Below are 23,291 nucleotides of genomic sequence, written 5' to 3' on the forward strand. Positions count from 1 at the left end.
CATTCTCGGACATCTCGTCTGTAACACTGGTGACGTGGACTTCAACTCCGCCTATGCGCACGGCTTCGCGCGGGTCGCCGCCTGCACGGTGCCGGTGGCGATCGCCGACCCGGCGACCAACGCTGCGACGGTGCTGGCCGAGGCGCGCGCCTGCCACGACGAGGGCGTGGCCGTCGCGATCTTCCCCGAGCTGTGCCTGAGCGGGTACTCCGTCGACGACCTGTTCCTCCAGGACGTGCTGCTCGAGTCGGTCGACGCGGCCGTGGCCAACATCGTGGAGGCCAGCAAGGACCTGCGGCCGGTGCTGGTCGTGGGGGCACCGCTGCGCAAGGACAACCGGGTCTACAACTGCGCGGTCGTCATCCACCGTGGGGAGATCCTCGGGGTGCCCGCCAAGTCGCACCTGCCCAACTACCGGGAGTTCTACGAGCACCGCTACTTCGCTGCTGCCGAGGACCAGCTCGGCGGGACCATCACGGTGGCCGGCCACGACGAGCTGCCGTTCGGCCGCAACCTCGTCTTCCGGGCGAGTGACGTCCCGGGCCTGACGCTGTTCGTCGAGATCTGCGAGGACATGTGGGTGCCCATCCCTCCCAGCTCGCACGCCGCTCTGGCCGGCGCCACCGTGCTGGCCAACCTCTCCGGGTCGCCGATCACCGTCGCCCGGGCGGAGGACCGTCGGCTGCTCGTGCGCTCGGCCAGCGCGCGGTGCCTGGCGGCGTACGCCTTCAGCGCAGCCGGCGAGGGGGAGTCGTCGACCGATCTCTCCTGGGACGGCCAGACGATGGTCTACGAGTGCGGCGACCTGCTGGGCGAGACCGAGCGCTTCCCCCAGGGCTCGCGACGCACGGTCGTCGACGTGGACCTCGACCGGATCCGTCAGGAACGACTGCGTCAGGGCACCTTCGACGACAACCGCCGCGCGTTCGGCGTCGAGCTCGAGGAGTACGCCGAGATCGAGTTCGCTCTCGACGCGCCCGCGGGTGACATCGGACTGCGCCGCAAGGTCGACCGGTTCCCGTTCGTGCCCGACGACGTCGAGCGGCTGGCGCAGGACTGCTACGAGGCCTACAACATCCAGGTCTCGGGGCTCGAGCAGCGGCTACGGGCGATCGGCCACCCCAAGGTCGTCATCGGAGTGTCGGGCGGGCTCGACTCGACCCATGCGCTGATCGTCGCGGCCAAGGCGATGGACCGGCTGGATCGGCCGCGCAGCGACATCCTGGCTTTCACCATGCCGGGGTTCGCGACCGGGGACGCCACCAAGTCCCTCGCCACCCGGCTCTCCAAGGCCCTCGGTGTCAGCTTCGAGGAGCTCGACATCCGCCCGGCCGCCCAGCAGATGCTGACCGACATGGGGCACCCGTTCGCCAACGGCGAGGAGGTCTACGACGTCACCTTCGAGAACGTCCAGGCCGGCCTGCGTACCGACTACCTGTTCCGGATCGCCAACCAGCGTGGGGGAATCGTGCTCGGCACCGGCGACCTCTCTGAGCTCGCCCTCGGGTGGTGCACCTATGGCGTCGGCGACCAGATGTCGCACTACACCGTCAACGCCGGTGTCCCGAAGACCCTGATCCAGCACCTCATCCGGTGGGTGGTCGACAGCGAGCAGCTCGGCCAGACGGGCGACGAGGTGAACGAGCTGCTGACCGGGATCGTCGGCCAGGAGATCACTCCCGAGCTGGTGCCGACGCGCGAGGGCGAGCAGCCGCAGTCGACCGAGGGGACGATCGGCCCCTACGCGCTGCACGACTTCTCCCTCTTCCACGTGCTGCGCTACGGCGCCCGTCCGAGCAAGATCGCCTTCCTGGCCGAGCACGCCTGGTCAGACCCGGCGACGGGGGAGTGGCCCCCGAACTTCCCCGAGGATCGGCGACCGTCGTACGACCTCGGGGAGATCCGCGACTGGCTCGAGGTGTTCGTCAGGCGCTTCTTCGCCAGCCAGTTCAAGCGCTCGGCGTTGCCCAACGGCCCGAAGGTGAGCCCGGGCGGCACCATGTCGCCCCGCGGCGACTGGCGGATGCCGAGCGACGCCAGCCCCGCAGCCTGGCTGGCCGAGCTCGAGAACGTCCCGCGCGACTGAGATGGCTGCGCGAGTCCTCGTCGTCCAGCACCAGGACGACTGCCCACCGGCGCTGGTCGGGCAATGGTTGGTCGAGGCCGGCTGCGCGCTCGACGTACGACGCCCGTACGCCGGTGACCAGCTGCCCGACGACCTCACCGGCCACGACGCGTTCCTGGTCCTCGGCGGCTCGATGGGCGCCGATGACGACGCGGAGCACCCCTGGCTCACTGCCACCAAGGCGCTGATCCGTGACGCCGCCGACCGCGGCACCCCCACCCTCGGGATCTGCCTCGGCCACCAGCTGGCGGCGTCGGCCCTGGGTGGCGAGGTGGCCCGCAACCCGCACGGGCAGCAGCTCGGGCTCCTGCCGATGGGCTGGACCGCAGCGGCGCCCCGTGACGAGCTGACGGCCGGTCTCGTCGAAGCGGGGGTCGGCATCCACTGGAACGACGACATCGTGACGCGCGCGCCTGACGGCACCGAGACGCTGGCGACCGCTCCCGGCGGAGAGCTCCAGGTCGCCCGGTTCGCGACCCGGGTCTGGGGGGTGCAGCTGCACCCGGAGGTCGACGAGCAGATCCTCGCCACCTGGGCCGAGGAGGACCCGGACCGCTACGCCGAGGGCGTCCTCGACGACGTGCTCTCCAGGATCGTCGCCGCGCGGGCCCAGCTCGAGGCGGGCTGGCGACCGCTCGCGACGGCCCTGGCGACACTTGCCCAGAACTTGCTCCATAACGAATACTTGATCTAGAGTAATCGCAGTCCGAGCAGGTGAAGAGGTGACCCGTGAAACGACCCGCGAACGCACTCGCGCTGGCCGTGCTCACCCTGCTCTACGAGAAGCCGATGCACCCCTACGAGATGTCCACCACGCTGCGCCACCGCAGCAAGGAGGAGAGCATCAAGCTCAACTACGGCTCGCTGTACGCCGTGGTCGAGTCGCTGCGCAAGAAGGGCCTGGTCGAGGCCGGCGAGACCCGGCGCGAGGGCAACCGTCCGGAGCGCACCATCTACGCGCTGACCCCCGAGGGAGAGCACGCCATGCGCGAGTGGCTGGCCGAGATGCTGCGCGACCCCTCGCCGCAGTTCACCGACTTCGAGGCAGCCCTCTCGCTGATGGGAGCGATCCCTCCCGATGTCGTCGAGGACATGCTGCGCCAGCGACTGGAGGCGCTGGCCAAGGAGTCCGCGAAGTCCAACGGGTTGCGCGCGATGATGCCGGAGGGGTTCCCCGAGATCTTCACCGTCGAGGGTGAGTACGCACAGCACATGCGCGAGGCCGAGTCGGCGTACGTCCGGTCCCTGCTCGAGAAGATCTCCTCGGGTCGCCTCGGTGGCCTCGAGGGTTGGGCCCGCCTGCACGAGCTCCGCGAGGCGGGGCACTCGGGGGACGACCTCCAGCAGAAGCTCGCCGAGGAGTTCCCCGGGATCTTCGACTGGACCCTCGACGACGCAGGGGGCTAGCAGCACCCGTTCCACACAGCAGTGATCCCCGGCCGACTGCCATCGACCGGGGATCTCGAAACCGAGTCGCTCACGACCCAGGCTCGCACTCGCAAGGGTAGACGAGCGGCTCCTCATCCAAGGAGAACCCGTGTCCGTCATCGACCCGACCGTCCCGCAGGTCCAGGCGCCCCGGAGGGCCCTGGCCACCGGCATCCTCATCTTCGCCGCGTTCATGGACCTCATCGACGTCACCATCGTCAACGTGGCCCTGCCCTCGATCCGGGACGACCTGCACGCCACGCCCGCGCACCTGGAATGGGTGCTGAGCGGCTACACCCTCACCTTCGCGGTGCTGCTCATCACCGGTGGCCGCCTCGGCGACAACGTCGGACGGCGCACCATGTTCCTGCTCGGAGTCGGCGGTTTCACCCTGGCGTCCCTGGGCGCGTGCCTCTCCACCAACGGCGACATGCTCGTCGTCGCCCGGGTCGTCCAGGGCGGCTTCGCGGCGATGATGGTCCCGCAGATGCTGTCCAGCGTGCAGGTGCTCTACCCACCGCGCGAGCGTGCGGCGGTGTTCGGCGTCGTCGGCGCCGTCAGCGGTACGGCGGCCGTGATCGGCCCGCTCCTCGGTGGTTGGCTGATCACCCACGACGCGTTCGGGATCGGCTGGCGCAGCATCTTCCTGATCAACATCCCCGTCGGCCTGGTGATCCTGGTGCTGGCCTGGATGTTCGTCCCGAACACCTCATCCGCGACCGCCAAGCGGATCGACCTGCCCGGCGTTCTGTTGGCCAGCGCGGCCCTCTTCCTGCTCGTGTTCCCGTTGATCGAGGGCCACAGCCAGGACTGGTCGGCGCGCATCTGGCTGATGCTCGCGGGGTCGGCGGTGCTGATGGTCCTGTTCGTGGCGGTGGAACGTCGTACCGAGCAGCAGACCGGGTCGTCGTTGCTGCCGATGCACCTCTTCGCCAACCGCGGCTTCAGCGCGGGGCTGGTCACCCAGTCGGTGTTCCAGGGCTCGCTGGCCGGGTTCTCACTGGTGACGATCATCTACGTCCAGGCCGGCCTCGGCTTCAGCGCCTTCCACGCCGGGCTGATGCTGCTGCCCTTCAGCATCGGCGCCTTCGTCGGCACCGGCATCTCGGTGCCGTTGGGGCTCAAGGTCGGCAAGACCGTCTGCCTCGCCGGGGCGTTGCTCCAGGCCGTCGGGGTCTGGTGGGTCGCGCGCATCATCCAGGACGTGGGCGACGACCTGACCTTCTGGAGCCTGGCGCTCCCGATGCTGCTGGCCGGGATCGGGTTGGGGCTGCTGGTGGTGCCACTGGTCGACATCGCGCTGGCCACCGTGCCGGAGACCGAGGCCGGTGCGGCCTCGGGCACCTACGGCACCTTCCAGCAGGTGGGTGCCGCGCTCGGCATCGCGGTGGTCGGGTCGGTCTTCTTCGGGGCGATCTCGTCGTTCACCCCGGCGGCCCTGCGTGACGCCGACATCACCGCCAGCTGGTGGGTGCTGGGCGGGTTCCTCGTCTGCGCCGTGTCGACGGCGTTCCTGCCCGACCGAGAGGCCGTCCAGGAGCACGCTCGAGCACAGGCCGAGATGTTGGAGTCCTAGGCGCTGGCTGCGTGGGCGGGGTCGGGGGAGAGGTGCTCGTGGACGCACGTCCAGGTCCCGCCCTCTCGGCGCAGGACGATGGTCTCGCGCTCGAACACCTCGTCCTCGGCTCCGTCGATCTCACGAACGGTGTGCACGTCGTGGGTGAAGACCGCCGTGTCGCCGTACTCCTGGACGCGCTGGTTGGTCGACTCGCAGGCCACCACGCGGAAGTCGTTGTCGCGCTCCCACTCCACCCACATCTGCTCGTACGCCGCCCGCGACTCGATCCGGCCAGGGGTGTCGTGGAACAGGAAGGTGGCATCGGGGTGGAAGTGCGCGAAGTACGACGTCGCGTCGCTCGCCGCGAAGGCGTCCACGAGCGACTCGGCGAAGGCGAGCGGGGTCATGAGTCACTCCTCGGAGCCATCGCACTGAGCAGCTCGTAGGCCGTGTGGGACGCGGCGATGCCGGTGATCTCCGCGTGGTCGTAGGCCGGCGACACCTCGACGATGTCGGCACCGACGATGTCGAGCCCGGCCAGCTGTCGCAGCACAGCCAGCAGCTCGCGGCTGGTCATGCCTCCCGCCTCGGGCGTTCCGGTGCCGGGCGCGAAGGCCGGGTCGAGGACGTCGATGTCGATCGACACGTAGACGGGCCGGTCACCCACGCGGGCCCGGATGCGCTCGGCGACGCCGTCGGCGCCGATGGAGTCGATCTCCGTGGACGGCACCATCGCGAAGCCGAGCTCCCTGTCGTCGACGAGGTCGCGGGCGCCGTACAACGGACCGCGCGTTCCGACGTGCACACAGGCCGAGGTGTCGAGCAGTCCCTCCTCAGAGGCGCGGCGGAACGGCGTGCCGTGCGTGTACGCCGCACCGAAGTAGCTGTCCCAGGTGTCGAGGTGGGCGTCGAAGTGGACCACCGCCACCGGCTCGTCGGTCGCCAACGCACGTAGCAGTGGCAGGGCGAGCGTGTGGTCGCCGCCGAGCACGAGCAGCCGATCGGCCCGCTCTCGCAGAGACCGTGCCGCGCGCTCGATACCCGCCACGGCCTCCTCGAGCGAGAAGGGATTGGCCGAGATGTCGCCCGCGTCGGCCACCTGCTGGAGGCCGAACGGGGAGAGGTCGACGGCCGGGTTGTAGGGACGCAGCAGCTTGGACGCGGCACGGATGTGGGCCGGCCCGAACCGCGCGCCGGGTCGGTAGGAGACCCCCGCGTCGAAGGGGATCCCGACGACCGCGATGTCCGCCGAGCCGACCTCGTCGATCCGCGGCAGCTGGGCGAAGGTGGACGGCCCGGCAAAGCGCGGCACCTGGGTGTTGTCGACCTGGCCGACGTGGTCGCCCTCCACGATGCGAGGCAGGGAGTCAGGCATGCGACTGGCCCTCCGTGAGCTCCTCGACGGCCTCCGCCTCGGCCTTGCGGTTGCGGATGATCTGCCGGTGGGACGAGGCGTTCGGGTCCTCGACAACCTCCGTCGGCGTGCCCTCCCGCGCCGGCACCAGGCGAGGTCCGTCGGGCCCGAAGACGTAGCGCGGCTCCGGGGCGAGGAACAGCATCGCGAGGTAGAGCACGGCGGCCAGGCCGATCGCCACCGGCAGGCTGATGTCCACGCCGCCGGCGGCGTTGCGGAACGGTCCCTCGATCAGCGGCGGGTAGTTGGCGAACAGCAGTCCGGCGATCGCCGCCGGGATCCAGGCCGCCATGCCGCGCCAGTTCACGCCGTTGTCGAACCAGTACGGACCTCCGCGCAGGCCGAGGTTGAACACCTGCAGGTCGGCCGCGCTGTAGTGGCCGCGCCGGACGAAGTAGCCGAGCGTCATGATCACCATCCACGGCGTGGTGCAGATGACGATCGCGCCGATGAACGCGTTCACGCTGTCGATCAGGTCGAAGGCCAGCCGGCCAACGAGGATGAACAGGAACGCGAAGGCACCGATGAAGAGCGAGGCCTGCACGCGGCTGAACCGCGGGAACACCGAGGAAAAGTCGAGGCCGGTGCCGTAGAGGGAGGTGATCCCGGTGGAGAGCCCTCCCAGGAACGCCACCCCGATCAGCAGCACGGCGTACCAGAGGGGAGAGGCGTTGATCAGCGCGACGATGTAGTCGGCCTCGCCCGCGACGAGCGTCGCAGTGATGACCCCGAAGAAGAACGGCACCAGGGTGGCCGCCTGGGCGGCGAGCGTGGCCAGCATGAGCGAGCTGGGCTTGGTCCGCTCGGGGATGTAGCGCGTCCAGTCGCCCAGGAAGGCGCCGAACGAGATCGGGTTGCCCATCACGATCAGTGCGGAGAGCACGAACGTGGGCCAGAAGCTGCCCAGCGCGTAGGCGTCCGGACCCGGGTTGTAGGAGAGGTCGATCTTGCCGGAGTAGGCGAGCACGCCCAGCAGGATCATCACGGTGTTGCCGACCACGACGACCTTGTTGACCAGCAGCATGAACACGTAGCCGTAGACGACCACGATGATCACGAGTGCGCCGAGGACGGCGTAGACGACCCCACGCAGCACGTCGGAGTCGGAGATGCCGAAGAGGCGGATGAGCGCGCCGACGACCGCGTCGCCGCTGACCCAGACCGAGATCGAGTAGAACGCAATGGCGGTCAGCAACGACAGGAACGAACCCACCACCCGACCGCGGACCCCGAAGTGGGCGCCGGAGGAGACGGCGTTGTTGGTGCCGGTCAACGGGCCGAAGAGTCCCATCGGCATCAAGAACAGCGACCCCACCAGCACGCCGACCACCGTCGCCGCCAGCGCCTGCCACAGCGACAGGCCGAGCAGGATCGGGAAGGTCCCGAGGATGACCGTGGCGAAGGTGTTCGCGCCGCCGAACTGGATCCGGAACAGGTCGAACGGGGTGGAGTGGCGGTGCTCTGCGGGAATCGTGTCGATCCCGTGCTGCTCGACCTCGGTGGCGCGGGGGCGGGCGATCGGGGACTCGTCGAGAGGGATGCTCATCACGGCTCCAGGTGCTGGCGGGTGCCCGAGAGGAATCGGGTTGTCCGGGACCGTAGACCAAGGTTTACCCACATGCAATAGTTGTTGCCCATGAGAGTCAATCGCGTGGTGGACCTGTCGGTGCCGGTGGACGGCTCGACCGTCGTCTACCCCGGTGACCCTTCCCCGAGGTTCGAGGTGCACAGCACCATCGAGCGCGACGGCTTCAACCTGCTGGAGATCCATCTCGGCAGCCAGTCGGGCACCCACGTCGATGCGCCGTACCACTTCGAGCCCGACGGCCTGCGGGTCGACGAGATCCCGCCGGAGCGGTTCGTCGGCCCGGGCGTCGTGGTCGACGCGACCGGCCTGGGGCCGCGCGGGGTGATCGGGCTCGAGCACGTGGAGCCGGTCGCCGATCGGCTCGGACCCGGTGTGATCGTGCTCCTTCGCACCGGTTGGGGTCGTCACTACGGCACTCCGGCGTACTTCGAGCACCCCTATCTGGGCGCTGAGGCGTGCCGGCGGATGCTGGACCTCGGCGTGCGCGCCTTCTGCATCGAGGCGATCAACATCGACGAGACGCCTGATGACGACCACCCCGGGGTCGGCTTCCCGTGCCACCACCTGATCTCCCGCCTGGACGGGGTGATCGGCGAGAACTTCCGGCTCGACGTACTCCCCGAGGGCGACTTCCTGGTCGTGTGCACGCCGGTGCGGCTGACCGGTGCCGACGGCGGGCCGGTGCGGGCCGTTGCGATAGAACTTGGCGCATGAGCAGCATCCGCACCCGCGTGGCCCATCCCGTCGAGGAACGACCCGCCGTGCTGATCGGCGCCAAGCTCCGCGCCGCCCGCAAGCTGCGCTCCCTCACCCTCGACCAGGTGGCCCTCGCGGCCGGTCTGACCAAGGGCTTCGTGAGCCGGCTCGAGCGCGACGACGTCTCGCCCTCGGTCGCCTCGCTCGTCGCGGTCTGCGAGGTCCTCGGGCTGCGCGTCGGTGAGCTCTTCGACCCGCCGGTCACCTCGGTTCTCCGCAAGGGGGAGGGACGGCTGATCAACTTCGGCGGCCAGGGCGCCGTCGAGCGGCTGGTCACCCCGGGCACGCAGAGCGCGCTCGAGGTCATCCACTCCGTCATCGAGCCGGGAGGCAACGGTGGCGAGGAGCTCTACGCGCTGACCTCGGACGTCGAGTGCGCCTACGTGCTCTCCGGCACCGTCGAGGTGGTGCTCCAGCACGGCCCGGAGACGCTGCACGCCGGCGACACGATGACCTTCCCCGGGAGCTCCCCGCACACGTGGCGGAACCCCGGTCCGGACACCTGCGAGGTGCTCTGGATCCTGGCACCGGCACCGTGACCTGACGCCTTCGGCTCCTACCAATAGGCTCCGTCCCATGGGTAAGCAGGAAGACTTCGTACTCCGCGCTCTCGAGGAGCGGGACGTCCGGTTCGTGCGGCTGTGGTTCACCGATGTCCTCGGCTACCTCAAGTCGGTCTCGGTGGCTCCGGCCGAGCTGGAGAACGCCTTCACCGAGGGCATCGGGTTCGACGGTTCGGCCATCGAGGGCTTCGCGCGGGTCACCGAGGCCGACATGCTGGCCCACCCCGACCCGAGCACCTTCCAGCTGCTGCCGTGGCGGGGTGAGGGGCCCTCCACTGCGCGGATGTTCTGCGACATCATGATGCCGGACGGCTCCCCGTCGTACGCCGACCCGAGGTTCGTGCTCAAGCGCACCCTGCAGACGGCCGCCGAGAAGGGCTTCACCTTCTACACCCACCCCGAGATCGAGTTCTACCTCTTCCAGGGACGACCCGGTGTCGGGGAGGACCCGATCCCGGTCGACCGGAGCGGCTACTTCGACCACACCGCCCAGTCGCGCGGTTCCGACTTCCGCCGCGAGGCGATCAACATGCTCGAGTCGATGGGCATCTCGGTGGAGTTCAGCCACCACGAGGGTGGTCCCGGCCAGCAGGAGATCGACCTCCGCTACGCCGACGCGCTGTCCACCGCGGACAACATCATGACCTTCCGGACGGTCGTACGTGAGGTGGCGCTGAGCCAGGGCATCTGGGCCAGCTTCATGCCCAAGCCGTTCACCACCCACCCGGGTTCAGGGATGCACACGCACGTGTCGCTGTTCGAGGGCGACACCAACGCCTTCTTCGAGGCCGGTGCGGAGTACCAGCTCTCCAAGACCGGTCGCAACTTCATCGCCGGTATCCTCCACCACGCCACCGAGATCACCTGCATCACCAACCAGTGGGTCAACTCCTACAAGCGGCTGATCGGCGGGGGCGAGGCTCCGTCGTACATCTCGTGGGGGCACAACAACCGCTCCGCGATGGTGCGGGTGCCGATGTACAAGCCCAACAAGGGCCAGTCCACCCGCATCGAGCTGCGCACCATCGACGCCGCGTGCAACCCCTACCTGGCGTACGCCGTCGTGCTGGCCGCCGGGATGAAGGGGCTCGAGGAGGAGTACGAGCTCCCGCGCGAGGCCGAGGACAACGTCTGGTCGCTCAACGACCGCGAGCGCAAGGCGCTGGGTCTCGAGCAGCTGCCCAAGAACCTGCACGACGCGATCAAGATCGCCGAGGACTCCGAGCTGCTGGCCGAGACCCTCGGCGAGCACGTCTACGAGTTCTTCCTCCGCAACAAGCGTGCCGAGTGGGAGGAGTACCGCGGCCAGGTCTCCGCCTTCGAGCGCGACCGGATGCTGCCGGTCATCTGAGTAGCCGCGGTCGTCGGACCTGAGTACCTGTACGGATACCGGCATGCTGCTGGTCACGGAAGCGTGGCCCGCATGCCGACCAAGCGCACCGCCTCAGGGGTCTTCGCCCTCCCGACCGTCCTCGACACCGACATCCGGCTCGGCGAGTCCGGGGCGAACGTCACCGTCCGCGGCGAGATCGACGTGCACACCGCGCCGCTCCTGCGCCAGCGGCTGCACGACGTCGTCGTCCAGGGGGAGGACCGGGTCGTGGTGCACCTCGACGGGGTCACGTTCATGGACTCCACCGGGCTCGGCTTACTCGTCGGGGCCCACAAGGCGCAGGTGGCCACCGGCGGTTCCTTCGAGCTCGTCTGCAGCGACCCGCGCCTGCTGCGCATCCTGCGCATCACCGGCCTGCACCAGGTGCTGACCATCCACGACGGCACGGATGCCTGACTTCCCGGGGACGTCATGCGTTCTGGTCGCCATAGCAGCCACTTCGTATGACGTCCGGCGGTGACCAGGGTGGGCCTTCGATAGATTCGCCGGGTGGCAGCGCGAGGGGACATCACCCAGGGGAAGCTGGTGCGTCTCGGTTTCCTCGACCCCGAGCGGGCCGGCCTGCTGCTTGCGGGGCTCGGCGAGGTGGCGGCCCCGATCGTCCCGCTGATCGGGCGCAGCGCCGACCCCGACCAGACCCTGGCCGCCCTGATCGCCCTGGCCGACGCCGTCGACGACCGCGAGCGGTTGTTGCAGGAGGTGGCCGACGACGAGGGCACCTCGATGCGGCTGCTCTCGGTGCTCGGTGCCAGCCAGGCGCTGGGCGACCATCTCCGTCGTCATCCCGACCACTGGCACGAGCTGTGCGACCCGACGCTCGGATCGACCCGCCCTCCGGCGTACGCCCTGCGCACCTCGCTGCTCAGGTCCGTCGGCGCCGAGCCTGAGGAGCCGCAACCGGTGGCGACCCTGCCGTTGACCGAGGCCCGCGACGCGCTGCGCGTGGAATACCGGCGGTTGCTGCTGCGGCTGGCTTCCCGAGACCTGGCGCACCACCTCGGCGTCGACGACGCGGCTGCCGAGCTGGCCGACCTCGCCGCCGGGACGCTGGACGCGGCGCTCGCCGTGGCCCGGGCCCAGGTGGGGGAGGCGGCGTCATCGTGCCGGCTCGCGGTCATCGCCATGGGCAAGTGCGGCGGCCACGAGCTCAACTACGTCAGCGACGTCGACGTCATCTTCGTGGCTGAGCCGGCCGAGGGCGCGCAGGCATCGGAGGGCGGCGAGCAGGTGGCCATGCGCGCCGCCACCCAGCTCGCCTCGACGATGATGCAGGTCTGCTCGGAGAACACCCGCGAGGGCACCATCTGGCCGGTCGACGCCAACCTCCGTCCGGAGGGCAAGTCGGGTCCGCTCGTGCGCACCCTGGCCAGCCACGCCGGCTACTACGAGCGCTGGGCCAAGACCTGGGAGTTCCAGGCGCTGCTCAAGGCCCGACCGGTGGCCGGCGACCTCGCCCTCGGCCGTGAGTACGTCGAGGTCGTCGCACCGCTGGTGTGGTCGGCCACCGAGCGGGACGGTTTCGTCGAGGAGGTGCAGTCGATGCGCCGCCGCGTGCTCGACCACATCCCGGCCAACCAGGCCGAGCGGCAGCTCAAGCTCGGTTCGGGTGGCCTACGCGACGTCGAGTTCGCCGTACAGCTGCTGCAGATGGTGCACGGCCGGACCGACGAGGAGGTGCGGCCACCGACGACGTTGAGCGCACTGGCCCGCCTCACCGAGCGTGGCTACGTGGGTCGGGAGGACGGGCGCGCGTTGCACGACGCCTACGCGTTCCTGCGCACGCTCGAGCACCGGATCCAGCTCCAGCAGCTGCGGCGTACCCACGTGATGCCCGAGGACGAGGCCTCGTTGCGCCGACTCGGCCGCTCCCTCGGCTACACCAGGGAACCCGTCCGCGAGCTCGACAAGCAGTGGCACTTCCACCAGCGAGAGGTACGCCGGCTGCACGAGAAGCTGTTCTACCGCCCGCTGCTCTCCGCCGTGGCACGGATCAGCGGTGACGAGGCGCGACTCAGCCCCGAGGCGGCGCGGGCCCGGCTCTCGGCGCTCGGCTACGAGGACCCGACCGCCGCCCTGCGACACCTCGAGGCGCTCACGGCCGGGGTCACCCGCACGGCGCAGATCCAGCGGACGCTGCTGCCGGTGATGCTCGAGTGGTTCGCCGACGCTCCCGACCCGGACGCCGGCCTGTTCGGGTTCCGCCGCATCTCCGAGGCGCTCGGCGCCACCCCGTGGTACCTCCGCCTGCTGCGCGACGAGGGCGAGGCCGCGCAGCGGATGGCGCAGGTGCTGGCGACCAGCCGCTACGCCACCGACCTGCTCGAGCGCGAGCCCCAGGGCGTCGCCATCCTCGGCGAGCAGGAGCGGCTCGAGCCGTTGACCCGCGACGCGGCGCAGGGCGAGATGATGTCGGCCGCCGAGCGCCGCGAGGACGCCGAGGAGGCCGTCGCCGCGATCAGGTCGGTACGCCGCCGCGAGCTGCTGCGGATCAGCGTGGCCGACCTGTGCGTGCCGTTCGGGGTCGCGGAGGTCGGCTACGCGCTCACCGACGTCACCAGCGCCACCCTCGAGGCGACCCTGGCCGCCGTCGTCCGGTCGGTCGAGAAGGCCAGGGGCGAGCCGATGCCGACGCGGATGGCCATCATCGCGATGGGCCGCTACGGCGGCTACGAGTTCAGCTACGGCAGCGACGCCGACGTGATGTTCGTGCACGACCCGCTGCCCGGAGCGGACACCCAGCTGGCGGCGTCGATGGCACAGACGGTGGCCAACGACGTACGCCGGCTGCTCACCTCGCAGTCACGAGACCCCGCGCTCGAGGTCGACACCGGCCTGCGTCCCGAGGGTCGACAGGGCCCGCTGGTGCGCACGCTGGACTCCTATGCCGCCTACTACGGCAAGTGGTCGGCGGTCTGGGAGGCCCAGGCGCTGCTACGCGCCGCACCCATCGTCGGCGATCCCGGGCTGCGCGCGCGGTTCCGTGAGCTGATCGATCCGCTGCGGTTCCCCGAGGCCGGGCTCACACGCAACGACGTGGTGGAGGTACGCCGCATCAAGGCGCGCGTGGACTCCGAACGGCTGCCCCGCGGCGCCGACCCGGCGACCCATTTCAAGCTCGGCCGCGGCGGTCTCTCCGACGTCGAGTGGACGGTGCAGCTGCTGCAGATGCAGCACGCCGGGAAGATCCCCGAGATGCGCACCACCAAGACCCTGGAGGCGCTGCAGGTGGCGGTCGAGCACGACCTGCTCGAGCTGGGCGACGCCGAGGGGCTGGCCGAGGCCTGGCGGTTCGCGAGCCGGGCGCGCAACGCCACCGTGCAGGTGCGGGGCAAGCCGTCGGACCAGCTGCCGCGCGACGCCCGGGAGCGGGCTGCGGTGGCGGCCATCCTGCAGTACCAGCCGGGCCAGTCCGACGAGATGGTCAACGACTACCTGCGGGCAGCGCGACGGGCCCGGGGGATCGTCGACCGGATCTTCTGGTCCTGAAGAGGTTCTCTTCATCTGAACAGAAGTAAGGTATTATCTTCAGATGAACGATCTGAAGCAGTCGACCGTGCTGGCGACGCTGATCGGGGACATCGTGGGGTCCCGGGTGGCGGCCGACCGCTCCGTACTGCACGAGCGGCTCGTGACGACCCTGGCCGAGGCGAACACGCGGCTGCGGCCCGTCGTACCCCTGCGGATCACGGTGGCCGACGAGTTCCAGGGCTGCTTCCCCACCGTGGGCGAGGCGCTGCACGCGTCGCTGTGGTTGCGCCTGCGACTCGCGCCGGTGCAGCTGCGCCACGGCGTCGGCTGGGGAGCGGTCGGGGTGCTGGCGGAGGAGCCGCGGGTCGAGGACGGTCCGGGGTGGTGGGTGGCGCGGGCGGCCATCGAGGCGGTCAAGGCCGATGCGTCCAGGGCCGGCACCCGGCTGATGCGTACGGCGTACCGGCTGGCCGAGGAAACCGACGGCCCCGACCCCGGCGCGGTGAACGCTGCCCTGGTCTGTCGGGACCAGATGATTGGCTCGATGTCCGAACGTTCGCTGCGGCTGCTCCGTGGTGTGCTCGACGGCGACAGCCAGGCCGAGCTCGCTGCGGCCGAGGGCATTTCCGCCTCGGCGGTCTCGCAGCGGGTGCGCAACGACGGACTCGCCATGGTCGCCCTGGCCGACGAGCTGCTCGAGGAGGTTCGATGAGCTGGATCGCGGTGCTGCTGATCGGTGTGGCCGTGGCCGACCTCGCCCACTCGATCAGGCCGATCCCCGTCGTCAACGAGCTCACCGGCGCGGCCGTCGCGGTCTGGGTCGGACTGCTGGCCGGACTGACGGACTGGCCCGACCTCCTCGCCCTCGTCGTGATCGCGATCCTGGTCGTGCTGTGGGGCCAGACCGTGACCCGGGCGTTCTCGCGTCGTGACGTGTGGGGTCCGGCGTGGGCGCCGCTGCTCGTGCTCGGAGGAGGCCTGGCGCTCGGCATCCTCTGCTCGGCGTGGGCCAGCCATGCAGGCGGACTGCTCGCCGACTGGCTCGAGGCCACCCAGGTGCCTGCCCTCCGCGGAGTTTCGGCCGACCGGTTCCTGCTGCTGGCCGGTGCCTTCCTGGTGATGCTCTCGACCGGCAACGTGCTCGTCCGCCTCGTGCTCGCGACGACCGGCACCACCAACCCGATGGTCTTCGACACCCCGGAGGACCCCGAGCAGCGGCTCAAGGGCGGACGCCTGCTCGGGCCGATGGAGCGGGTGCTGATCCTCGGTCTCGGACTGACCGGCCACCTGACCGCCGCGAGCATCGTGATCGCCGGCAAGGGCCTGTTGCGCTGGCCCGAGCTCCAGTCGAAGACCGAGCAGCAGTGGATCCACCGCCTGACCGAGTACTTCCTCGTCGGCAGCTTCGTCAGCTGGCTGGTCGCCCTCGGTTCCCTGGTGCTGCTGGCGCGCTAGCTTCTCGGGTCAGGCCTGTACCGGCACGGGGTAGATGTTGTCGTAGGGGTGTCCGGCGCGCGCGTGGATGCGCTGCACGGCGTCGGCGTCCGGTGCCTCGGACAGGCAGAAGACCATGCCGGACTCGGGGTCTGCCCACGCATGCTTGAAGTTGACTGACTCGTCGTCCTGGATCGCGAGGTCGGCCTTGTGTGCGTCGAGCAGCGCCTCGGGGGTGACCCCCGCCATCTGCGTGTGCACGTCCATGAACTCGGGCATAACGGCACCACTTTCGGTAGTAGGTGCGCCAACTCTGCTCCGGTCCGGAGGAGCAGGCAACGGTGCGGTCGGGCTGGTCGACACCAGCGCCCCGGGGGGCCGTCTGAATGGGCACAGGGAACAGTGCCTCTCAACCCTGGAGGCGCAGCCTGCGACCCAGCTCGGCCGCGATGACCTTGCTCCAGGTCAGGGAGATGTGCCATGGGTCGCGGTAGGTGACCACGTGATCGACCACGAGGGGACATCGCTTGCGGCGGCACACCAGACCGGTGACGTCGATGAAGCGTGCACCGGTGGCGCGTGCCGCGTCGCGGGTGAGGTCGTTCCCGGTCTCGGTCACCGACTGCTGGCGTTGCGTGCAGGAGGCCGTGTTCGACCGCGGTGCGGTGAGGCAGTCGCCGGGGGAGAAGTCGAGTGAGGTGATGTCGGAGATGACCTCGACCCGCGGCGTGAACGTCGCGATGTCACGGAGGCTCGTCCGCGCCCCTGCGCGCCACGCCTCCTCAACACTCTGACCCGACGGCGCCACGACTTCCAACAGGCCGCGGTAGGCCACCACGACGACATCGGGACGCAGCACTCGCATCCGGTCCAGCGCCCAGCTCCGGAACGGTGGGCAGGCGGGCAGCGGGGCGCCGCCGTGCAGCTGCTTCACGTCGAACGGTGCGCAGCCGAGCTTGATGAGCGGGATCACCCGGAATCCGTCGCGCCGGCCGAGCAGGTCGAGGGGTGGCAGCCACATGCCGGCGTGGGAGTCGCCGTACAGGACGACGGTGCGGGTTGCCCGACGGTCGCCACGAGGGCAGAGACGGACCTTGCGGTCCTCCCATCCCGCGTAGCAGTCGAACTTCGTCTGCCACAGGTCCCTGCCGAGGTGCTTGAAGTTGGCCAGGGGGAAGGCGATCGGGCGTCGGTGATCGGCATCCACGAGGGAGGCATCGATCAGACTGCCCACGTCTGGATCGGGCAGCTGGAGGTCGGCTCGTCCGCTGGCGCCGCGGGTGTGGTGCACCGCGAGCTGGGGGTCCAGCTGTTCCTCCGCTCCCGCCTGGAACCGGGAGTCGAAACGGCGCTGGGCGTAGCTGGCCGCGCCACCGCTGACCGCAAGGACGAGGACGAGCACCACCGGCCACAACGCCAGGCCGCGCAGGCCACCGAGCCCGGGCAGCCGCTGGTGTCGAATCGGGTTCTCGACGAGGTGGTAGGCCAGGACCGACACCGCGCCCATGACCACGATCAGCGCCGCGGTCTGCCGCACGTCCGGCCGATGGCCGATCAGGAACGCGCCCATGATCAGCACGGGCCAGTGCCACAGGTAGAGCGAGTAGGAGATGTCGCCGACGTAGCGCACCGGCGGGAGGGTCAGCACCCGCCCGGCACCGACGGGTCCCGCGGCGCCGGCCGCGAGCAGTGCCGCGGCGCCGGCGACGGGCAGGGCCGCGTGCCACCCCGGAAAGGCCGTCGACTCGTCGTACCACCCGACGGCAGCGGCGATGGCCGCCATCCCGAGCACCACCAGCACGTGCCGCGCCCAGGCGGAAAGTCGACTCAGCTGATGACCAGCGAGGGCGAGGAGGGCGCCGGTGGCCAGCTCCCAGGCCCGCGTGGCCGAGGAGAAGTACGCCGCCACGGGAGACCTGTCCGTCAGGAAGACCGACCAGACCAGGGAGGCACTCCACGCCGTGACCAGCACGATGCGCGTGACGAGCAGCCGACGTCGGGCGAACAGCCAGAAGACGAGCAGCAGCGCCAACGGCCAGACCAGGTAGAACTGCTCCTCCACGGCCAATGACCAGGTGTGCTGCACCGGTGAGGTGGCTCGGTCCTGCTCGAAGTAGTCCGTGCCGACCTGCGAGAAGTGCACGTTGGCGAGGAAGAACGCCGCCCAGCGGGAGTCACCGACGATCGCCGGCACTCGCGACCATGGCAGCTCGACGGCGGCGAAGACCGAGGTGACGGCGAGCATGAGCCCGGCGGCGGGCAGGATCCGGCGGGCCCGGCGCGCGTAGAAGGCACCGACGCGGACGCGCCCGGTGCTCGTCGCCTCGTGCAGCAACAGCGTGGAGATCAGGTAGCCCGAGACGACGAAGAAGACGTCCACGCCGACGTAACCGCCGGTGAACCCGGCGATGTGCGCGTGCCCCACGATGACGACGCACACGGCGAGCGCACGGAGTCCTTGCACGTCCGGGCGTGGTGCGAGGGCGGGGAGGATCTGCTTGCCCCCGACCGTGGTCTGTGCACCCGCCTCGTCCATCTGTCCTCCGGTCCGAGCGCCCGTTGGCGCGAGGAACGCGCTGCCTCAGCGTCGCCACTTCACCGGGCGCGCAGGAATCCGTAGAATTACCGATTGACGAGAGTGCTTTGTCGACACAGGAGGTCGGCATGGACGTACGCACCCAGAACGCGCGATGGCTCGATCTCGCCGCCGACCTGGTCACTCTCCCGAGCGCCACGATGCCGCACGATCGCCTCCTGACCGAGCTCAGTGCCACCTTCGAGTCCCTGGCCTCGTGGCACTTCCAGGACGTGGACGGCTCGTTCCGTTTCGACCTCAGCCATCCGGTCCTTGGCCTCGCAGGTGCCGACCTCGACGCCTGGTCCCGGGCCAACCGCTCGACCCATCCACTCCTGTTCTGGTTCCAGGCGACACTCGATCCACGACCGATGACGATCGAGCGGGTGCCGAGGCGTCTGGTTCCGGCGGGAGGGTTCGCGCTGGTCCGCGAGCTCTGCTCGCCCTACGGCTTGGAGCGCCAGCTCTCGATCCCCTACGAGATCGGTCCCAGCGGGAGCCGGGCGTTCGTCCTCGCCCAGTCCGGAGAGGACTACTCAGCAGACGATGTCCGACTGGCCAGGCTCATCCAGCCCCTGATCGCCCTGATCAGCCGACAGACAACCATCCTCGCGCGCGTCCACACCGATCATGACCCGGTGGGGCTGACAGGCCGGGAGCGTGCCGTGCTCCAACTGCTCTCGGAGGGGCTCACCGCCCAGGGGATCGCGCATGCCCTGGTCATCTCGCCAAGGACCGTGCACACGCACCTGGCGCACGTCTACGCCAAGCTGGGTGTCTCCGACCGCCTGCGCGCCGTTGCCTTGGCCGATGAGCACGGCCTGGTGAATCGATCGACCGGCGCCGGCGCAGAGGCGCGACCCAACCAGGTGGTCTACGACGCCCCGATCGACCGGGGCTCGCGTGGGTGGTCGCTGGCGGTGAGTGAGGGCAGGTCTCAGACGAATCGTGAGCTGGGCTCACGCGGGTCGTGGTGCTCGACCAGCTTGCGCCACGCGTGCGCGGCGTAGATCGACCGCTCGTCGGGTGCCGTGATGTGCAGGGCGCCGCTGCCGTCGATGGAGTAGCGCGCCCGGTCGTCGTACTCGCTCGACTCCCCGGACGTGAACTCGACGGTGAAGGCCATGGGTCGAGCCTCTCACGTCGGCTGGTGGCCAGGTGGCCGGGATCAGAGTCCGAAAGCGGTCTTCAGGTCGGGGGCCGTGGCGCCCTGCTGCAGCGGCTTCACCCCGAGCACCTGCGCGATGAAGCGCGTCAGGGAGTAGTGCGTGAGCGGGCTGCTCACCACCCGGTGGTGGAGGCGCGGGGTGAGCACCGAGGTGAGTACGACGTTGCCCGAGTGCTTGTCGTCCTCGTCGGCCGTCACGACCACGACCAGCTTCCCGCTGGTGAAGTCGGTGCTCTTCAGCACGGGCGTGAGCTGCTGCTCGAGCCAGGTGTCGGCCGACGCGAGCGAGGCGTCGTGTGCGTCGTGGACGAGGTTCGGGATCAGGAACCCCACGTCGGGCAGGGCGTTGCGGGAAGCGTCGCCGGCGAACGTGGTCAGATCGCGGTCGTGGGTCAGGCAGTTGCTGCGCCCGCTGGTGAAGTAGGTCCACGGGTTGTGCCGGACGGCGTACACCGGCGTCCCGACCGAGCGGTCGGGGGAGTCGTAGACGTGGCAGTTCTCGGGCATGCTCTCGGCGTACGTCCCTGCCGTCTTGCCGGCCGCGATGGCCTGGTCGAAGACGGACGAAGCCGATCCGATGTCGGAGGTGTGGGCGGCAGGGGACCGGTCGTCGAGGATGCCGAAGGTGCTCCCGCCGGCGATGCCGAGGTAGTTGGGCAGGCTGGGGTGGGCCAGCGCGGTCCAGTGGGTGGCGTACCCGTAGGTCTCCGACTGGCGCGAGAGGAACGGCATCCCCTGCTTCATCTGGGCGTAGGAGTGGTTCTCCTCGATCACTACCAGCACCTTGGAGATGCCCGAGGTCGAGGAGGTGTTCCGGGGCGTGGCCTGGTGTGTCGGGGTCGGTGTCGGGGTCGGTGTCGGGCTGGGAGTCGGCGTCGGTGTGTGCTGGGTCGACTTCGGCGTCGCCGGGGCAGCGCTCGGGGGGTTGGCCGCTCCGCAGGCCGAGGCGACGAGTAGCAGGGCGGCGCACCCGGCCGCGGCGGCGGCTCGTTGCACGGTCGTCGTCACGGTGGGGTCCTCCCTGCTCGGCGGTGCCCGGCTGCGGGTTGCGATCGTCGTACGACGAACCTGACAGCAACCTGACTACCGCACAATGAGCGTCGTGAACCGCCGATCATGCCCTTTCTGGGTGCCTGCCGCCGTGCTCGTCTCGACTGTCGCGCAGCTGGCGATCGCCGAGTGGTGGCCGGGCATCGAGCGGTTCGCGGACAAGGCGTTCGGTGCCCGGCTGGTGGCGTACCCGCTGATGATGCTGCTGGCCCCGGCGATCTGGTGGCTGGTCGTAGGCCGGCGAGACGGCGACACACCTCCGCCGTACGGCGCCTTCACGCTGGTGATGCTGCCCTTCCTGATCGACGTGACCGGCAACAGCCTCGATCTCTACGACACCGTCGTGTGGTGGGACGACTTCAACCACTGGATCAACTGGCTGCTCCTGCTGACCGGGATCGGCCTGCTCGTCGCCGATGAGGTCCGCCCTGACTGGGCGCTGGTCGTGCTCGTCGCGGGGCTCGGCGCGGTCCTCGCCATCGGCTGGGAGCTGGGGGAGTGGTGGACCTTCATCCGGCACGGGACCGAGCTCGACACGGCGTACGAGGACACCCTCGGCGATCTCTCGCTGGGCACGCTCGGCGCGCTGTGTGCCGGCTTCGTCGTACTCCGCGCTCGGCGGCGCCGGGAGTCGGTGGACCGCTGAACGGTCTGGTCCATCCCGCGGCCACCCGGTTGCCGAGTCCGGCCGGCACCGGCATGATTCCAGTATGAGGCCAATGGACGGAATCATGCCGTCGCGGACGCTCGAGGGTGCCCACGCCTGGGCCGTGGCGTCGGTGCTCGGAGTGGCCCAGCTGTGCGTGCTCTTCGACAGTCTCTCGGTCGCGACCGCGCTGCCGGCGATCGGCGAGCACTTCGACCTCGAGCCCGGCGAGCTGCAGTGGGTGGTCAGCCTGTTCTCGATCAGCATCGGCTCCTTCATGATGCTCGGTGGCCGGGCCTGCGACGTGCTGGGCGCACGCCGGGTGCTGATCGGGAGCCTCGGCCTGTGCATCATCGGTGGCCTGCTGGCCGGGCTGTCGCCGTCGGTCGGCGTGCTCCTGACCGGCCGCGTCGTACAGGGGCTGGCGGCGGCCGCGGCGCTCCCGGCCGCGCTATCGCTCGCCTCGTCGTTGTTCGAGGAGGAGCCGTGGGCGAGTCGCGTCTACTCGGTCATCGCCACCGCGGCGTGGCTGGCCGCGATCGCCGGCGCTGTCCTGGGCGGCCTGATCACGGACACGTGGGGATGGCGGTGGATCTTCCTGGTCACGGTCCCGGCCGCGGTGCTCGGACTGGTCGGTTGTCGGGTGGTGCCGGCGCCGGCGGGGGACCGGGAGGTCGGTCGGCGCCTCGACGTGGCCGGCGCCCTGCTGGCCACCGCTGGCCTGGCGGCCCTCCTGCTCGGGGTCGAACAGGTCGCACACGGCGACGGTGCGCTCGGCGGCGGCGCCCTGGCGATCGCCCTGCTGTGCCTGGTCGGGCTCACCGTCGTGGAACGGCGGGCCGATGACCCGTTGCTGCCACCCCGGCTGCTGCGCTCGCGCCGCCTGGTCGGGACCTGCCTGGCGTTCGGTGCCTACTGCGCCGGCTACACCGCCCTCGTGGTGGTGGGCAGCCTCTTCGTGCAGGCCGAGTACGGTCTCAGCGCTTCCGGTGCCGGCCTGTTCCTGACGCCGATGCTGGTGGTCGGGACCGCCAGCGCGGTGCTGTCACCGCGTGTCGTGCGGCGCTTCGGCGTACGCCGGGTGACGACCGTCTCCCTCGTGCTCTGTGCTGTCGCGATGTGCGGACTCGCGCTGTCGCGACCGCAGGAGCCGGCCCTGCTCGTGCCGTGGCTGGTGCTGTGGGGAGCGGGTTCAGGACCAGTCTTCGTCGGCCTGACCCGCGACGTGCTCGCCGACGTCGACAACGACGAGAGCGGCACGGTCGCGGCGATGTTCGAGTCGATGAGCCATGTCGGGGGTGGGGTCGCCGCCGCGATCTACCTGACGCTGCTCGGCACCGGTCTGGGCTTCGGCCCCGTCCAGGTCGGCGCTGCCGGCGTCGTGGCCGTCGGTGCCGCGCTCGCACTCTGGTCGCTGAACCGCGCGACGGACGCCCCGGATCAGGACTCGCGGCGCCGTTCGGCCTGACGCTCCACCTTCTGCGCCATGCCACAGGTGCGCATGTCGCACCAGCGCCGCGCGTGGTTGCGCGAGTGGTCGACGAACAGCCAGCGGCACCGGCCACACTGACGCAGCAATGCCGCCTGTGGGCTGGTGACCAGCGTGGCGGCCGCGTGGGCCACGGGCAGCAGTGGCGCGTCGAGCTCGGTGGCGCCGGCCCAGCTCCACCGGATGCCCGCCTCGTCCCTGACGGGCTCCGCCCGAGCGACCGCGTCGGCGACCTCGGGTCGCACGTTGGCCCAGGACTCGTTGATCGGCTCACCAGTGGCCAGGTCCAGGAAGAGGTCGTACAGCGAGCCCCGCAGCGCGTGGACGCGTGCCATGGCCTCGTCGGCCTCAGCCGCGCGCCGGCGCGCCCGTCGGCGCAGGGCCTCCGCCTGGTCCTCCGCGAGTGCGCCGACGCGGACCGACCACACCAGCAGGAGCTCGTAGGTGGCGATGGCGTCGAGGTGTGCGGTCGATTCGTTGCCGCCCACCGTGTTGACGAAGTCCAGGGCGAGGTCGCCCGCCACCAACGACCACGTCTCGGTCTGCTCCCGGTCATTCATGACCTGTCCAGTGTGTCAGGGTCGGCCCGTCGGCACACGGATCGTCCGCGCTCCCCAATCACCCCTCTCGGGTGAA

The 23,291-nt window shown here is 70.1% G+C and carries 23 protein-coding genes; 15 read left to right on the forward strand and 8 right to left on the reverse strand.

Features of this window, described 5'->3' with window-relative positions; all coding sequences use genetic code 11:
* Positions 1-34 precede the first annotated feature (34 nt).
* The 4 genes from H976_RS0110165 (at position 35) to H976_RS0110180 (ending at position 5,129) form a co-directional block, all read left to right on the forward strand.
* Positions 35-2,086 (forward strand): NAD(+) synthase, encoded by a 2,052-nt coding sequence (locus H976_RS0110165; RefSeq protein ID WP_027861449.1) that lies wholly within the window; start codon positions 35-37, stop codon positions 2,084-2,086.
* A gap of 1 nt (position 2,087) precedes the next feature.
* The gene (locus tag H976_RS25645) at positions 2,088-2,819 is read left to right on the forward strand and encodes a type 1 glutamine amidotransferase (protein ID WP_051276633.1); all 732 of its coding nucleotides are present in this window, start codon (positions 2,088-2,090) and stop codon (positions 2,817-2,819) included.
* A gap of 35 nt (positions 2,820-2,854) precedes the next feature.
* Positions 2,855-3,532 carry a PadR family transcriptional regulator gene (locus H976_RS25650; RefSeq protein WP_051276635.1) on the forward strand — a complete coding sequence of 226 codons (678 nt, stop codon included), beginning with the start codon at positions 2,855-2,857 and terminating at the stop codon, positions 3,530-3,532.
* 130 nt (positions 3,533-3,662) lie between these two features.
* The gene (locus H976_RS0110180) at positions 3,663-5,129 is read left to right on the forward strand and encodes an MFS transporter (RefSeq protein ID WP_051276637.1); all 1,467 of its coding nucleotides are present in this window, start codon (positions 3,663-3,665) and stop codon (positions 5,127-5,129) included.
* Here the strand turns inward: H976_RS0110180 and H976_RS0110185 are convergent.
* The 3 genes from H976_RS0110185 to H976_RS25655 are packed head-to-tail and all read right to left on the reverse strand — an operon-like array spanning position 5,126 to position 8,071.
* The gene (locus H976_RS0110185; RefSeq protein ID WP_027861451.1) at positions 5,126-5,518 is read right to left on the reverse strand and encodes a nuclear transport factor 2 family protein; all 393 of its coding nucleotides are present in this window, start codon (positions 5,516-5,518) and stop codon (positions 5,126-5,128) included. The two genes, H976_RS0110180 and H976_RS0110185, sit on opposite strands and share 4 nt — an antisense overlap.
* On the reverse strand, positions 5,515-6,486 hold the full coding sequence (gene speB, locus H976_RS0110190) for an agmatinase (RefSeq protein WP_036225744.1): 972 nt from the start codon (positions 6,484-6,486) through the stop codon (positions 5,515-5,517). Before speB ends, H976_RS0110185 begins: the two co-directional genes overlap by 4 nt.
* On the reverse strand, positions 6,479-8,071 hold the full coding sequence (locus tag H976_RS25655) for a cytosine permease (protein WP_081682814.1): 1,593 nt from the start codon (positions 8,069-8,071) through the stop codon (positions 6,479-6,481). The genes speB and H976_RS25655 overlap by 8 nt, the downstream gene beginning before the upstream one ends.
* A gap of 90 nt (positions 8,072-8,161) precedes the next feature.
* Between H976_RS25655 and H976_RS0110200 the strand changes: the two genes are divergently transcribed.
* The 7 genes from H976_RS0110200 (at position 8,162) to H976_RS0110230 (ending at position 15,748) form a co-directional block, all read left to right on the forward strand.
* The gene (locus H976_RS0110200) at positions 8,162-8,827 is read left to right on the forward strand and encodes a cyclase family protein (protein WP_027861453.1); all 666 of its coding nucleotides are present in this window, start codon (positions 8,162-8,164) and stop codon (positions 8,825-8,827) included.
* Positions 8,824-9,408, forward strand: coding sequence for a helix-turn-helix domain-containing protein (locus tag H976_RS0110205; RefSeq protein ID WP_036225747.1), 585 nt, complete (start codon positions 8,824-8,826; stop codon positions 9,406-9,408). Before H976_RS0110200 ends, H976_RS0110205 begins: the two co-directional genes overlap by 4 nt.
* 37 nt (positions 9,409-9,445) lie before the next feature.
* The gene (locus H976_RS0110210) at positions 9,446-10,783 is read left to right on the forward strand and encodes a glutamine synthetase family protein (RefSeq protein WP_027861455.1); all 1,338 of its coding nucleotides are present in this window, start codon (positions 9,446-9,448) and stop codon (positions 10,781-10,783) included.
* A gap of 72 nt (positions 10,784-10,855) precedes the next feature.
* Positions 10,856-11,221 carry an STAS domain-containing protein gene (locus H976_RS0110215; protein WP_081682815.1) on the forward strand — a complete coding sequence of 122 codons (366 nt, stop codon included), beginning with the start codon at positions 10,856-10,858 and terminating at the stop codon, positions 11,219-11,221.
* A 93-nt stretch (positions 11,222-11,314) separates the two neighbouring features.
* A complete protein-coding gene (locus H976_RS0110220; protein ID WP_027861457.1) occupies positions 11,315-14,311 on the forward strand; it encodes a bifunctional [glutamine synthetase] adenylyltransferase/[glutamine synthetase]-adenylyl-L-tyrosine phosphorylase in 2,997 nt (998 codons plus the stop codon).
* Positions 14,312-14,354: 43 nt separating this feature from the next.
* Entirely contained in the window at positions 14,355-15,005 is a 651-nt protein-coding gene (locus H976_RS0110225) for a SatD family protein (protein WP_036225750.1), read from the forward strand.
* Positions 15,002-15,748, forward strand: a complete 747-nt coding sequence (locus H976_RS0110230) for a hypothetical protein (RefSeq protein ID WP_027861459.1) — start codon at positions 15,002-15,004, stop codon at positions 15,746-15,748. Before H976_RS0110225 ends, H976_RS0110230 begins: the two co-directional genes overlap by 4 nt.
* 9 nt (positions 15,749-15,757) lie before the next feature.
* Here H976_RS0110230 and H976_RS0110235 read toward each other — a convergent pair whose 3' ends face one another.
* A complete protein-coding gene (locus H976_RS0110235) occupies positions 15,758-16,006 on the reverse strand; it encodes an SCO4226 family nickel-binding protein (protein WP_027861460.1) in 249 nt (82 codons plus the stop codon).
* Between the two features lie 130 nt (positions 16,007-16,136).
* A complete protein-coding gene (locus H976_RS0110240) occupies positions 16,137-18,263 on the reverse strand; it encodes an acyltransferase family protein (RefSeq protein WP_027861461.1) in 2,127 nt (708 codons plus the stop codon).
* Positions 18,264-18,391: 128 nt separating this feature from the next.
* On the opposite strand from H976_RS0110240, the gene H976_RS28740 reads away from it, so the two are divergent.
* Positions 18,392-19,312 (forward strand): LuxR C-terminal-related transcriptional regulator, encoded by a 921-nt coding sequence (locus tag H976_RS28740; protein WP_051276639.1) that lies wholly within the window; start codon positions 18,392-18,394, stop codon positions 19,310-19,312.
* Here H976_RS28740 and H976_RS0110250 read toward each other — a convergent pair.
* Together H976_RS0110250 and H976_RS0110255 are read right to left on the reverse strand one after the other, a co-directional pair.
* A complete protein-coding gene (locus H976_RS0110250) occupies positions 19,240-19,428 on the reverse strand; it encodes a hypothetical protein (protein WP_027861462.1) in 189 nt (62 codons plus the stop codon). The two genes, H976_RS28740 and H976_RS0110250, sit on opposite strands and share 73 nt — an antisense overlap.
* A gap of 42 nt (positions 19,429-19,470) precedes the next feature.
* Entirely contained in the window at positions 19,471-20,244 is a 774-nt protein-coding gene (locus H976_RS0110255) for an alkaline phosphatase family protein (protein WP_027861463.1), read from the reverse strand.
* Positions 20,245-20,260: 16 nt separating this feature from the next.
* Here H976_RS0110255 and H976_RS30335 point away from each other — a divergent pair, with 16 nt between their 5' ends.
* From H976_RS30335 to H976_RS0110270, 3 genes are all read left to right on the forward strand, one after another.
* Positions 20,261-20,542 carry a hypothetical protein gene (locus tag H976_RS30335; RefSeq protein WP_027861464.1) on the forward strand — a complete coding sequence of 94 codons (282 nt, stop codon included), beginning with the start codon at positions 20,261-20,263 and terminating at the stop codon, positions 20,540-20,542.
* Positions 20,543-20,599: 57 nt separating this feature from the next.
* Positions 20,600-21,166, forward strand: a complete 567-nt coding sequence (locus tag H976_RS0110265; RefSeq protein WP_027861465.1) for a hypothetical protein — start codon at positions 20,600-20,602, stop codon at positions 21,164-21,166.
* A 73-nt stretch (positions 21,167-21,239) separates the two neighbouring features.
* Positions 21,240-22,634 carry an MFS transporter gene (locus tag H976_RS0110270; protein WP_027861466.1) on the forward strand — a complete coding sequence of 465 codons (1,395 nt, stop codon included), beginning with the start codon at positions 21,240-21,242 and terminating at the stop codon, positions 22,632-22,634.
* Here the strand turns inward: H976_RS0110270 and H976_RS30340 are convergent.
* Positions 22,607-23,215 (reverse strand): ABATE domain-containing protein, encoded by a 609-nt coding sequence (locus H976_RS30340; RefSeq protein ID WP_027861467.1) that lies wholly within the window; start codon positions 23,213-23,215, stop codon positions 22,607-22,609. The two genes, H976_RS0110270 and H976_RS30340, sit on opposite strands and share 28 nt — an antisense overlap.
* Between the last annotated feature and the right edge of the window lie 76 nt (positions 23,216-23,291).

Source organism: Marmoricola sp. URHB0036 (assembly GCF_000426045.1).
In the GTDB taxonomy this organism is placed as follows: domain Bacteria; phylum Actinomycetota; class Actinomycetes; order Propionibacteriales; family Nocardioidaceae; genus Marmoricola.